The organism is Bacillus xiamenensis, assembly GCF_001857925.1.
Classification (GTDB): domain Bacteria; phylum Bacillota; class Bacilli; order Bacillales; family Bacillaceae; genus Bacillus; species Bacillus xiamenensis.
Genome location: NZ_CP017786.1, coordinates 3,415,241 through 3,428,927, shown reverse-complemented (window position 1 = coordinate 3,428,927; position 13,687 = coordinate 3,415,241). Strand labels below are relative to the sequence as shown.

Annotated in this window: 10 protein-coding genes; 2 read left to right on the top strand and 8 right to left on the bottom strand. The window is 40.9% G+C overall.

Annotated elements, in window-relative coordinates:
- Positions 1–11: 11 nt before the first annotated feature.
- The 7 genes from odhB to cdaS all read right to left on the bottom strand — a co-directional run bounded on the left by odhB (position 12) and on the right by cdaS (position 10,254).
- Positions 12–1,268 (bottom strand): 2-oxoglutarate dehydrogenase complex dihydrolipoyllysine-residue succinyltransferase, encoded by a 1,257-nt coding sequence (gene odhB, locus BK049_RS17615; protein ID WP_071169065.1) that lies wholly within the window; start codon positions 1,266–1,268, stop codon positions 12–14.
- A 14-nt stretch (positions 1,269–1,282) separates the two neighbouring features.
- A complete protein-coding gene (gene sucA, locus BK049_RS17610; RefSeq protein ID WP_071169064.1) occupies positions 1,283–4,117 on the bottom strand; it encodes a 2-oxoglutarate dehydrogenase E1 component in 2,835 nt (944 codons plus the stop codon).
- A gap of 224 nt (positions 4,118–4,341) precedes the next feature.
- Positions 4,342–6,258, bottom strand: coding sequence for a vWA domain-containing protein (locus BK049_RS17605; protein ID WP_071169063.1), 1,917 nt, complete (start codon positions 6,256–6,258; stop codon positions 4,342–4,344).
- Between the two features lie 11 nt (positions 6,259–6,269).
- Positions 6,270–7,148: an ATP-binding protein gene (locus BK049_RS17600; protein ID WP_008359985.1), complete on the bottom strand. Its 879-nt coding sequence runs from the start codon at positions 7,146–7,148 to the stop codon at positions 6,270–6,272.
- 89 nt (positions 7,149–7,237) lie between these two features.
- The gene (locus tag BK049_RS17595) at positions 7,238–7,816 is read right to left on the bottom strand and encodes a superoxide dismutase family protein (protein WP_071169062.1); all 579 of its coding nucleotides are present in this window, start codon (positions 7,814–7,816) and stop codon (positions 7,238–7,240) included.
- 75 nt (positions 7,817–7,891) lie between these two features.
- Positions 7,892–9,226: a C40 family peptidase gene (locus BK049_RS17590; RefSeq protein ID WP_008359989.1), complete on the bottom strand. Its 1,335-nt coding sequence runs from the start codon at positions 9,224–9,226 to the stop codon at positions 7,892–7,894.
- A gap of 401 nt (positions 9,227–9,627) precedes the next feature.
- Entirely contained in the window at positions 9,628–10,254 is a 627-nt protein-coding gene (gene cdaS, locus BK049_RS17585) for a sporulation-specific diadenylate cyclase CdaS (RefSeq protein ID WP_071169061.1), read from the bottom strand.
- A gap of 81 nt (positions 10,255–10,335) precedes the next feature.
- On the opposite strand from cdaS, the gene BK049_RS20020 reads away from it, so the two are divergent.
- Together BK049_RS20020 and BK049_RS17580 are read left to right on the top strand one after the other, a co-directional pair.
- Positions 10,336–10,461, top strand: a complete 126-nt coding sequence (locus BK049_RS20020; protein WP_008359993.1) for a hypothetical protein — start codon at positions 10,336–10,338, stop codon at positions 10,459–10,461.
- 59 nt (positions 10,462–10,520) lie between these two features.
- Positions 10,521–11,918: an MATE family efflux transporter gene (locus BK049_RS17580; protein ID WP_071169060.1), complete on the top strand. Its 1,398-nt coding sequence runs from the start codon at positions 10,521–10,523 to the stop codon at positions 11,916–11,918.
- 164 nt (positions 11,919–12,082) lie between these two features.
- Here the strand turns inward: BK049_RS17580 and BK049_RS17575 are convergent, their stop codons facing one another.
- The gene (locus BK049_RS17575; protein WP_071169059.1) at positions 12,083–13,291 is read right to left on the bottom strand and encodes an MFS transporter; all 1,209 of its coding nucleotides are present in this window, start codon (positions 13,289–13,291) and stop codon (positions 12,083–12,085) included.
- Positions 13,292–13,687 lie beyond the last annotated feature (396 nt).

The window sequence follows — 13,687 nt, the reverse complement described above, 5'->3', positions numbered from 1 at the left end:
TATTTTTCCGATTATCCTTCAAGCAATAGCTGCTCAGGATCTTCAAGCAGGTTTTTGATGGTGACAAGGAATCCAACAGCTTCTTTTCCATCGACAATACGGTGGTCATAAGAAAGAGCTAGATACATCATTGGGCGGTTTTCAAAACGTTCTTCATCAATCGCAACAGGACGAAGCTGAATTTTATGCATTCCTAAAATTCCAACTTGAGGACTGTTTAAAATTGGTGTCGAAAGCAGAGAACCGAATGTTCCACCATTTGTGATCGTGAATGATCCACCTTGTAATTCATTGAGAGACAATTTGTTATCTCTTGCTTTTTTCGCAAGATGGCCAATTTCTTTTTCAATTCCTGCAAATGACAATCTGTCTGCATCACGGACAACTGGAACAACAAGCCCTTCATTGGCAGCTACAGCGATACCGATGTCATAGAATTTCTTGATGACAAGCTCGTCACCTTGAATTTCCGCATTGAGCAGCGGATATTTCTTAAGTGCTGCGACTACAGCTTTTGTAAAGAAGGACATGAAGCCAAGTTTCACATCATTTTGTTCAAGGAAGGCATCTTTACGACGCTTTCTTAGATCCATCACAGCTGTCATATCCACTTCATTAAATGTTGTCAGCATCGCAGCTGTTTGTTGAACTTCAACTAAACGCTTTGCAATGGTTTGTCTGCGGCGTGACATTTTTTCACGCTCAACTGGTTTTCCTGCTTGGTCATTTTGCACTGCAACATTTGCTTTTGGCGCGGCTTTCGGTGCACTTGCAGGAGCTTCATTCTTTTGGTAAGAAGCCACATCCTGCTTTCGTACCCTGCCCAGCGGATCTACGGTTGGAATCTCAGATAAGTCTAGTCCCTTCTCTCGTGCTAGTTTTCTAGCTGCAGGAGAAGCGATGGTTCTGCCATTACCAGCTTTTGGCTCTTCTTTTGGTGCCTTTTGTTTTTGTTCAGCTGCCGGTTCTTCTTTCGAAGCTGGTGCAGAATCTTGCTCAGGTGCTGGAGCTGCGGACTCGCTTCCGCCAGCTTCACCTGCTGCAATGGTTCCAATGACTTCTCCAACTTGGACAGTGTCACCAGAATCTTTCAGTACTTCTTTTAGTACACCAGATTCTTCAGCTGTCAGTTCGACATTGACTTTATCTGTTTCAAGTTCTAGCAGGTATTCTCCCTGCTCAACATAATCGCCCGGCTGCTTTAGCCATTGGGCAATCGTTCCTTCCGAGATTGATTCCGCTAATTCAGGTACTTTAATTTCCGCCATTTTTCATTTCCCCCTTAGTTTTTGCGAGTCAAGCTATCAGATACAATTCGTTCTTGTTCTTTTTTATGCACTGTTGGATCACCCTCAGCCGTACTTGAGCGTCTTCTGCGGCCGATGTAACGCACTTTTACTTTTTCAGACGCAATTTCACGTAAATATGGCTCGATGTATCCCCAAGCCCCCATATTCTGTGGTTCTTCTTGCACCCAGACGATTTCTTCTAAGTTCACAAGTTTCGTTAAAATTGCTTTAATATCTTTCGCTGGGAATGGATATAGTTGTTCCACTCTCGCAATATGAAGCCAATCTTTCGGCTCTTCCATTTGATTGAAACGATCACTAATATCAATTGATACCTTCCCGCTGGATAGAACGAGGCGTGATACTTTTTCATGATCATGCACAAGTCCCGGCTGTTCCAGAACTGGACGGAACTGTCCGTCAGTTAATTCTTGGACTTCGGATAATGTGTTCGGGTTACGAAGCAGACTCTTCGGTGTCATAATGACAAGCGGACGAATCTCTTCACGAAGCAGCATTTTCGCCTGTCTTCTAAGAATATGGAAGTACTGCGCGGCACTTGTCAAGTTCGCAACTGTCCAGTTATTCTCAGCAGCTGATTGCAGGAAGCGCTCTGTTCTTCCACTTGAATGTTCTGGACCTTGTCCTTCATATCCATGCGGCAAGAGCATTACAAGACCTGATTTTTGTCCCCATTTTGCGCGGCCTGCTGAAATAAATTGATCGAAATACACTTGAGCCGCATTTGCGAAGTCTCCAAATTGAGCTTCCCAAATCACTAATGTTTCAGGAGAATAGACATTATAACCATATTCAAATCCGATGACAGAGCCTTCAGACAGTGGACTGTTATGGACTGCAAATGATGCATTTGCATCACTCAGTTCATGAAGAGCAATAAATTCATCTCCCGTTTGACTGTCGTGAAGAACAAGGTTTCTTTGAGCAAATGTGCCTCGCTCTGAATCCTGTCCGGTCATTCGAATTGGCGTACCGTCTTTTAATATAGATGCAAATGCCAGTGCTTCACCAAGTGACCACTCCACTTTCCGGTCATCTGTAAACACCTTTGCACGTTTTTCAAGGATCCGTTTTAGCTTACCGAATACTTGGAAGTCTTTCGGCCAGCTGATCAATTCATCGTTCAGCTTTCTTAATACATCAAATTCAACGGATGTATCGACTGCTGGGAAGCCATTAGACACAGGCTCTGGCAGTTCAATTTCTTGAATCGTATGTTCTTTCTTTGAAGGCACTTTTTTATAGGCTTCTTCTAATTTTTTCGTTACAGCCTGCTCGATTTCTTCTCGTTGTTCTTTTGACAGAAGACCCTCTGAGACAAGCTTATCCGCAAAGATATTCTTGACGGTTTTGTGCTTTCTGACCGCATCGTATAGCATTGGCTGCGTTGTCGAAGGCTCATCCATTTCGTTATGGCCGTATCTGCGGTAACCAATCAAGTCAATTAAGAAATCCTTTTTAAAGCGTTTGCGGTATTCTACAGCTAACTGAACTGCCGCTAAACATGCTTCTGGATCGTCTGCATTGACATGAACAATTGGAATCTCGAATCCTTTTGCAAGGTCACTAGCGTATTTCGTTGAACGAGATTCATTGCTTTCCGTTGTGAATCCAATCATATTGTTTGCAATGATGTGGATCGTTCCACCTACTTGATAGCCATCCAACTGGCTTAAATTTAATGTTTCTGCTACAATTCCTTCTCCAGGAAATGCTGCATCCCCATGAATTAAGATGGCTAACGCTTTTTCGACGTCTTGAACTGGATAGCCCTTTTGAGTACGTGATTCCTGAGCAGCACGTGTGCTTCCTTCAATAATCGGGTCAATAAATTCCAAGTGACTCGGGTTATTGGCAAGTGTGACTCTCGCACTCTTTGTATCTTCATCTTTAATTTGACGATCAGCCCCAAGATGGTACTTCACATCCCCTGTCCATCCGTAGCTGATGCCGATAGAGCCTTCTGATGGAACAAGCTCTTTATTTGGCGCATGCTGGAATTCTGAGAAAATGATCTCATATGGTTTTCCTAATACATGGGCTAATACATTTAAACGGCCTCTATGTGCCATTCCAATGTTAATATTTGAAGTCCCTTGTGTAACAGACTCTGATATAATTTCATCTAGTACTGGAACAAGTGCGTCTAATCCTTCTATAGAAAAACGCTTTTGCCCCACAAATGTTTTATGAAGGAACTGCTCGAAGTGCTCGACTTCTGTTAATCTTTTGAATACAGAAACTAGTTTATCAGCTGGTTTTTTCTTAAATAGTTCACCAGATTCAATCGAGTTTAAGAGCCAGTTTCGCTCTTCGAAGTCATGCACGTGATCAAATTCAAACGAAATGGTACGCTTATACGTATTTCTCAGGTGGTTAATGGCTTCTATGCCGTTTGAAATGTTTTTAGGTGCGCTTGCACTGATAATTGATATCGGAATATTTTTAACGTCTTCTTCAGTTAAACCGTAATCCTTTAAAGGAAACAGCTCTTGTAATTCCTTTTCTTTGCGAAGAGGATTGACGGAAGCATTTAAATGGCCATACGTTCTGATGTCTTCTGCCAGTTTAACGACTGATGCTATCTTTTGGATTTGTTCAGAAGTAACTACGCTATTTTCTTTTTTCCCAATTTCCTCCTTCATTTCACTCGGTGGTGCACCAAGTTCATCAAACATGCCTCTTAGATCTTCATCAACACTAGTAGGATCCTGGACATATTGATCGTAGAGCTCGAGCACGTAGCCGAGGTTCGGACCATGAAATTCTTCCCAACTCAACGGTTGTTTCACATTATTTTGAAACATTTTGAACACTACCCCCAACTTTGATCATCAAGTGATTGAACACTATCTCGATATAACTTCCAGAACAAAATGACCAAATTTATGTAATAAAACGCTTCCAATCATATTCTACCACTGTTTTGGATTACTTTCTACATTCTTTGTTCAATTAAAGATAAAAAATTCAAAGAAAAACAAAAAATTTAAATCATTCCGAAAAATAATTTGAAGAAAGGGGCAAAACCTTATGCCCCAATGCTTTTATGCAGAAGTTTCTTGAGTAATGGATATAAGACATCTGGCAGTGTATCGACATCTGGTACAAAAATGCTGAACTTGCCATACATATCTTGTATCGTTTTCATCTGTGCTTCTTCAATTGGTGAATTGGATAAAAACACATTGATTACCTCAATTCCCTTTTTCCGCGCTTCAAGAACCGCTTCATGTGTATCCACGATCCCATTTTGCTCGTAGCTGAACGCTGCGGGTTCTCCGTCTGAGAAGACAATGAGAAATTTTTGCTCTTCTCTTCGTTTTAAAATCATGTTTGTCATTTGACGAATCGCATAGCCGTCCCGGTTATCCTCTTCTGGTTCAAGTGACATAATGGAAGGTCCTGCGTCAAATAAGGAGTCTTTAAACGATACAACTGTATTGAAATAGTTCGGCTGACTTGTTTCTGTTGCGTCATTTGTATCTTCCCAAAACCCTACAATTTGGTGAGGTACCTGCACTGATTTTAATGCTTCATGAAACAGTACGATCCCTTTTTTCGTCTCATCCATCTTGTCAAACATGCTCGCAGAACAGTCAACTAACAGGGTGAAAACAGCATCAATTTGAGAGGATGGTGCCTGTTTTTTATAGAAAAGACGCGGATTAGACTCGGTAAAATAGCGAATGAGCTTTTTACTAAGACGTCCTGCATGAAGGTCTGTTTTTGGCCATGTTTTTTTATGCTCGAGTGTTTTTTGAATCATTTGCTTTAAGCGTTTCTGGTAAGGTTCAATGGCCTTTGCATGCTGCTTATACACATCGATTTGCTCTGGCGTAGGAGGATCTGGTGAAATCATGACTGGGAACGCAAATTTATTCTCTTTCCCGTTCTCATGAGTATCTGCTCCGCTTTCTTCGCCTTCTGCCTCTTCTAATGCTTCAAGCTTTGAATAGTCTTTTCGATGGGTTTGCTTGGCAGAGCCTTGAACAGTTCCAAGCGCTTGATCTCCATCATCACCTTCTCTTGCCGCATCTTTACCGAGATCACTTTTACCGCCGTGCTCTAAATCAAATTGAAGGAAACTTTTAGACGGCGCTTCCGTTTCTCTATGCCATACTTCCATATACTCTTGGTGGATGTCTTCATCCCCCTCTTTTTCCCGGTCGACTTTGATGTCCTCACTTAGCTTAGGTTTTCTTTTGAGGTCATGAAACAGCGGTTCTTTTGCCGCTTTTTCATAGTCCAATTCTGGGAAGAAAAAGTATGTATTCAGCATATCTTTTTCAAGAAGCTCATCAAATCCTTCTGTCAATGCTTTTACGATTGCTGCTATATCAGATGTAGAATCTGCATCATATACTCGTGCAAGACTTGACTCAATAAACGGAATCATCGGATGAATCCGCTCGTGAAGGGATGGAATTTCTTCAAGCGGTGATTCAGCTGTCAGCTTCAGATACATGGCGCAAAAGAGAGCATCTGTTAAAATGCTTCGCTCCTGGTTAATCGTTAATTGCGTCTTAAAGTGGCGTCTGTAAAGTTCTCTTCTGCGTTTAAACACTTTTTTTGTTCCTGGGCGGTCACGTTTAATTCGCTCTTCAATTCGGATATCTTCAAACAGCATAAACAATTGTTTACATACATCAGGAATAGACAGTGTATGGGCATAGCGGATGATATCCTGAAATACCGTAAGATCGCTATACACCGCACCTACTGCGCGCAGGAACACATCACTTTTTAGCCCTGCGGTCATGTCTTCTTGTTTGCGATCATCCCAAAAATGGCTGATGTAAATTTTCTTTTCAAAAGGTTCATAGTAGGATTGCACGCCATATTCCAGTTCGACATCGTCACTTTCGGCTAATGTTTTGGCTAAATCCGTTAATTCCATAAATAAAAATGAATCGATTCTGCTGTCATTAAATTTGATGAATTTCAAAAGTCAGAACCTCACTCGAATAATGTTTGGGCAATATTTCTTACCGCTGCTTTTTCCCGGTCATCTTCTAGCTTTTCAACAATCCCTCGTTCAACGGCACGAAGCGGCGGGATATATTGTGCAAGATCACATGTATCTAAGAGCGCGCGGATGGATGCTGCCTCTTCACTCACCTGTCCATTGTGCGCTTGTGTAATGAGATCTGATGAGAGCTGTACGAATTGGTCGATGAACCGCTCATTCTTTAAGACGGATTGAGATTGCAGCACTTCTTTTAAAATTCCCCCGCCAATATAAGGAACGTCTATGACGACAAAACGGTTTTTCAGCGCTTCGTTGAGAGGCACTGTACCAACATATCCTTCATTGATTGCCGCAATTACGCCGAAGCCTTCTTCCGCTCTAACAACTTCACCTGTAAACGGGTTTGTCATCATTTTTCGGTAATCAAGCACACCATTTAAAATAGGCAATGTTTCCGGCTTTGCCATGTTGATTTCATCAATATATAAAAGGTGACCTTTTTTCATCGCTTTTGTTACGGGGCCTTCAATGAATTCTATAGAAGCGACCTGACCATCATTGTGGATGGTTTTATAGCCAATTAAGCTTTCTGCATCAAGATCAACCGAGCAGTTTACACTGTGCATCGGCTGCTGAAAGAAAGCGGATAAAGTTTCTGCCAATTTTGTTTTACCTGAGCCGGTCGGTCCTTTTAAAAGAACGTTTTTTCCTAGCGCAAGGGCAATGATGGCATCTTGAATGATAGAAGGATCTTGTGATTCATAGCCGCCTGTTCCGATGAGCTGGCGGTATTCTTCGTTAAGAACTTTCGTTTTCGCTTTGATCATTGCTTGGATTTCTTCTGGGAGTGATTGTTGGTTAAACATATATGATTAATTCCTCTCTTCGATCATTTTCCTCACCAAGTATACTAAAAAAACCTTTATGCACTCAATACATAAAGGTTCGTCTTCTGTTATTTTACCATTTCTTTTGTGATGGCTCCGCAAGCGATGCGTTTCCCTGAATTTCCAGACGGGTTACTTAAGTAATCATCTGCTTCTGCATGGATGATAAAACTTCGGCCATGTTGATCAATTAATTGATTTGCGCCTCCCTTTAACGTCACATCAGGTACATTGACGACAACATCAATCTGGCCATCTGCTCCTACCTCTAAATTAGGCATATCTCCCGCATGATGCCCCTTTGGGTTGTCGAAGCCGTGTTCTCTATGCGTGGGATTAAAATGCGCACCCGCCGTTTCAAAATCTGGTGCTTCACATACGCCTGTCTCATGAATATGGAAGCCGTGGGCTCCTGGCGGTAATCCTTTTGCTTTCACATGTAAATCCAGTCCATTTGATGAGGATTCTCGTATGTCGATGCTTCCTATTTTTTGCCCGCTTTCATTAATCAATGAAGCGGTGACTGGCGCTTGTTTAGGTGCTGCAACTTCGTGACTCTCTTCTGTTGTTTCTTTTTTCGGCGGCGCATGACATGCTGATGCGAGAATGACCAAACACATCATGACCGTCCACATGGACATTTTCATCTGACTGCCCCCTTTTTTCAATCAGTATGGACAATCTCATAAGGGGACAAACAAAAAAAGCCGAAAATCGGCTTTTTAGAAGAAACGTTTTGCACCTAGATACGCTTTTTTCCAATATGGGTTGCTTAAGTTTGAAATCCCTACGCCGCTGTCACTCGCATGAAGGAAATCTCCATTCCCAAGGTATAGTCCCATGTGAGAAGGCCCTGCTTTGTACGTTGTGAAATAAACAAAATCTCCAACTTGTGGTGTGCTGACAGGCGTCATCATATTCCAGTAGCCTGCTGTGCTTAATCTCGATACAGATGAAACCTTATTAATGAGATAGTACACAAAGCCGCTACAGTCAAACCCAGCTGGTGTATTGCCGCCCCATCTGTAAGGAATGCCTGTGAGCTTTTTGCCTTCTTGGATCATCGTCATAATTTTTGCATTCATTGGCACGTCGTTTTTGCTATTGTTAGCCGGAGTTGTTGAACCGTTAGACGTAGAACCATCAGATCCAGTTGAGCCGGAAGCCGCGCCATTAATTTTCAATACTTGTCCAATTCTAAGCACATCACTTTTCAAGCTGTTTGCCATGCGGATGGATTGAACCTGCACGCTAAACTGATTGGCGATTTTCCACAATGAATCACCTGATTTGACGGTATAAGATGTTGTTTTACCGCTTGAAGACTGATTACTGTTTGAAGACGGGCTGCTTGACTTAGCAGGTGTTTGCGGCTGACTTGGTTTTGACGTCACCGTCCCTTTTATCTTCAATACTTGATTTGGATAAATCATATCAGATTTTAAGGCGTTCAATGTTTTAATTTCACCAATCGACATATTTAAGGAATTGGCAATTTTCCAGAGAGAATCGCCTAATTTCACCTTGTATGTACTAGATGCTGATGATGAACTATTTGAGTTCGTTGTTTTATTATCTGAGCTGGAATTAGATGTTGAATTTGAACTTGATGACTGACTGCCGCTCGTTTTTGTACTTCCAGACACTTTCAGTTTTTGACCAGGGCGAATGAGGTCACTGTTTAAGCTGTTCAGGCTTTTTAAGCTTGCAACTGACATGTTATGATTTTTTGCGATCAGCCATAATGAATCTCCAAGCTTGACAGTGTAGCTAGATGTCGTTGAAGCACTGGATTTCGTTGCTTTTGAGCTTGTTGATGAGCTGGATTTCGAACTTTTTGCACCAGGAATTTTTAAGCTTTGTCCTGCAAATATCATTGTCGTTTTTAATTGATTAAGAGATTGAAGCTCCGAAATACTTGTATTGTACTGTTCGGCAATCTTCCAAAGTGAGTCACCGCTTTTCACCTTGATCGTCTGTGCTTCTGCCGGTGCAGCAATAACAGCTGAGCCCGCGATCGCTGAAACTGTGAGGCCGGTTACTACTTTTTTCTTCATAGATGAATCTCCGCCTTTCATAATTTCGTTCAATAAGACTTATGTACTAGTTTTGAGTTTAGCATTTAATGGTTCTGCTTCTCTTGCACTATTTTATCTTTATTTCTATTATATTACTCGACATGAAGACGTTGGGCAATCATAAATAGGTTAGAGCAGCAAACTCAAAATGCTAAAACAAAGCCATATCGTTTCTATCGGCTGTTTACTGTATTTATAAACATTTTTCAAGGAATTTTTAAGTTGACGTTTAGAAAATTTGTCAAAACAAGCACGCTGCTAGTTTCATAGTTCTATTCTACATGACAAATTTTTCTGTATCAAATGACTTTTTACTTAATTGCCTGTTTTTTCTCCATTAAAAAAAGCATCCTTCCAAATGAAGAATGCCGTGGACATGGCTATTTCCTAATTTCCGGACCTTTCACAGTGAGCGGATAAAGCACTCCTTCTTTCGCAAACGACATTTTTCCCGTTTCTTCTGATACAACGAGAACAAGTGCATCGGTCATACTAGATAGTCCGATGGCTGCCCGGTGTCTTGTCCCAAGAGAAGGACTGACTTTCTTTGAGGTGAGCGGCAGGACATTTGCGGCGGAGACAAGCGTATTTTCTTTTACTAAAAGAGCGCCATCATGAAGTGGATTCCCAGGGTAGAAAATGCTCTCTATTAATGATGCACTTATTTTCGCATGGAGGTTTGTCCCTTTTTGGATATAATCCTCGACCTCGTCTCTTCTTTGAATCACAATCAGTGCTCCATGCTTTTGTTTTGATAAATTCTCAATGGCTAAAGAAAATTGAGCAAATCCCGGTGTGAATTCTTCCATATACGATTGCAAATAAAACGAGGAAGCCTCTGCATGCATTTCATTAAACTGATCATGCAATGATTCGAGTTCACAAAGGAGACATTGCTCCGTCTGGTCAAGCGAATCGACGATTTTCCTTGCATCCATCATCATTTGCATCAAATGGGATTTCATCTCTAATTTAAACATCGTTTCTTCGTTTGTGCTATTCATCATCTCACCATTTCTCTCCTTGTTTCGCTTGTGTCATAAAATAACAAATTGTGCACATTCTATTTGTATGGAGGTGAACTCAATATGACCATTCAGAAAATCATTCAATATGCTTGCAGCATTTTAGGTGTTGTCAGTCTTTCTTTTATTTATGCCCAAATGTTTAAAAAAACGAAGCCATCAAAGAAAAATAATCCGACGGAGAATTGATTTTTTTACATAGCATGATATAATTCCTCTCGTTATTTATGTTCAGAGAGGAACTTATGATGAGAGAAACGAATAGCACTCGAGCAAAGTTGGCACAATTTTTAACTATTTTGATTCCGATCTTAATTACGCAAGCGGGTCTTTCGCTTATCACGTTTTTAGACACGGTTATGTCTGGAAAGGTGAGCGCAGAAGACCTTGCGGGTGTAGCGATCGGTTCTAGTATTTGGACACCTGTTTATACTGGACTTGCCGGTATATTAATGGCCGTTACCCCTATTGTGGCTCAGTTAATGGGCGGTGGCCGCAGGGAAGACGTTCCTCGGGCTGTCTTCCAGGCCATTTATTTATCTTTCCTTTTAAGTATCGTGGTGATCGTCATTGGATCGTTATGTGTTCCTTTTATTTTAGGGAGACTTGGGCTTGAACCATCCGTAGAAACCATTGCCCGACATTTTCTCAGCTTCCTTGCTATTGGAATCATCCCGCTTTTTGGTTATTCAGTCATGAGATCGTTCGTTGATGCATTAGGAAAAACACGTGTGACGATGTTCATTACGTTAACCGCACTTCCTATTAATTTTGTTTTAAATGACCTATTTATTTTTGGGAACTTTGGGTTTCCAAAGCTTGGCGGTGCGGGGGCTGGTCTTGCATCTGCGATGACGTATTGGGCGATTTTTATCATGAGTATTTGTATTGTCATCAAAGCCGAACCGTTTGCCTCCTTTCGGTTGTTTCAAAAACTGCCCCGGTTCAGCCTCTCCCGTATGGGACAAATACTGAAAATCGGTATCCCTATTGGGTTTGCGATCTTTTTTGAAACAAGCATCTTTGCCGCCGTCACTCTTTTAATGGGTCACTTTGATACCGTGACGATCGCAAGTCACCAAGCAGCGATGAACTTTGCTTCTATCTTATATATACTGCCGCTCAGCATCTCTATGGCGTTAACGATCGTCGTAGGTTTTGAAGCGGGTGCCATGCGGTATAAAGATGCCAAAAGCTACAGCTATATTGGCATTGGAACAGCTGTTTTGTTCTCGTTATGTACGGCAGCACTCATCTTGTTATTTAGACCTGAGATTGCAGGTTTGTATACAGCCGATTCAGCTGTTTTACAAATGACACAGCACTTTTTGATGTATGCGATCTTTTTCCAGCTGTCAGATGCGGTCGCTGCACCGATTCAAGGCGCTCTGCGCGGCTATAAAGATGTGAATTATACATTGATTGCTGCTTTTGTCTCTTACTGGGTCATTGGTCTTCCGGCCGGCTACCTGATTGGTACGTATACCTCATTTGGGGCGTTTGGCTATTGGATCGGGCTCATTGCCGGACTTGCCGCAGGTGCAATCGTCCTCTTTATCCGCCTCAGATTGATTGAAAGACGATATTCTCTGTCTAATCCAATTGAAAATCATCGTGTATCATCATTACCTAAATTCAAAGTGTAAAAAATCAACCGAATCATTCTCGGTTGATTTTTTAATTGAGACAGTGCGGTAAATGTTGTGAGATGTACACTAAATGATATGACTTCATTTTTTATCCGCCCAGGAGCAAGCTTGCCCCCACCCTTCCATCTGAGAGACCTAATGAGGCAAAAGCAGGACATTGTTCAGTCTAATGTACGGATTTTCTTCACATATAAATAGGAGGTGATGAGAAGAGAGACCATGACGATCATACATAAAATGACATAGCCAACATTTGATTTTCCTGCTGGCACCACAGTGATTGTTAAAATACCAATAAGCGAAATCTGACCTAATAACTTACAAGCATTGATGAAAGAGTTGACGCGTCCCATGAACGCATTATCAACATGACGAAACAGATAACTTTTTCTGAAAATCCTAATTGATGCATTTGCGTTTCCTAAAAACAGACTTGCTGCAATAAATGTGTAAGAATGAGGAATGAGGAAAATAGCCATGATTGAGGCGGCAAAAAGAAGCATGAACAACATAACTCCCGGAATATCCCCGACTTTCTTCGACATTTGATACGCAATGAAGCCTGCACTGATTGCGCCGACTGCGTAAAAAATATTGGCGATGCCAATCACTGAGGGCCCCTCGTTTAAGTAATGATAAACAAAAATGGGATCCAAATAATTCGCTACAATAATGACAATGCTGGGCACAAAAGTCGTTAGTAAAAGGACAAACAAAACTTTACGGTGGAAAAGATATTGTAGTGATGATGTGAAGTTTTCCCAGTACGATGCACTTTTAGTAGAATGGAATTGTTCCTTAATTGAACTGCTAGATTGATAGGGCAATTTATAAATGAGAATGGATGCGATGGCAAAAGTGATGACATTCATAAGCAATATAACTGTAATAGATATTTGTCCGATCAAACAAGCGGCTAAACCAGAGCTGATCATTAACGCTGCTTGCCCCTGAACCTCTAAACTGCTATTCACTTTGCTATACTCATTCTTATTAAACATTTCTTGGGTTAGAGCTGATAAGGTTGGATATTTTATTGAATCATATGTCGTATTGTACAAGGTCAATATAACGACAAGAATGATGTTAAGAAAAGTTGAAATATCAAAGAGAATGAGAAAAATAAGCAGCATGACCGCACCAGTGATCTCCAATTGAAGGAATATGCTTTTTCGAGAGTGTCTATCAACCAAGCTTCCTAAAAAAGGAGAGGCTAAGAACACAAAAGTCATCGTAACCATGGTTACAATGCCATATAAAACTGACTGATTTAATTGGTCTATTAGCAGCCAAATCATTAAATAGGAAGTAACTCCAGTACCTACAGAGGAAATAAGATTCGCCGCTAATAACAACCTTAACTTGACCATAAAAGTATCTCCCTTTATTGAACCAAATGTTCCTTCTATAGTATCGCCAGAATCTGATTCTCCAAGGAATGTATACTCGTCAAATCCTTTTATGAAACGTGTGAGTAATATTTAATAAAGCTTTTCTTTATTTCACTCTGCGCTTTCATAATAGACAACTTGATATAAAATTCGATTGGAAAATGATGAGACCATTTACATGGATGAGTCGATCGCTAAATAAAGGTGTAAAAAGAGAAGGATGAAAGAAGAATAATATAAGAATTTGACATTTTATACGATTAAAATTTACCATATGATACATTTACAGTCAATCAGGCATTTCTTAAACTCATCGCGAATACTTAGGAATCTACCATCAACTAAATAAAGCGGTTAAGAAGACATATCAATCAT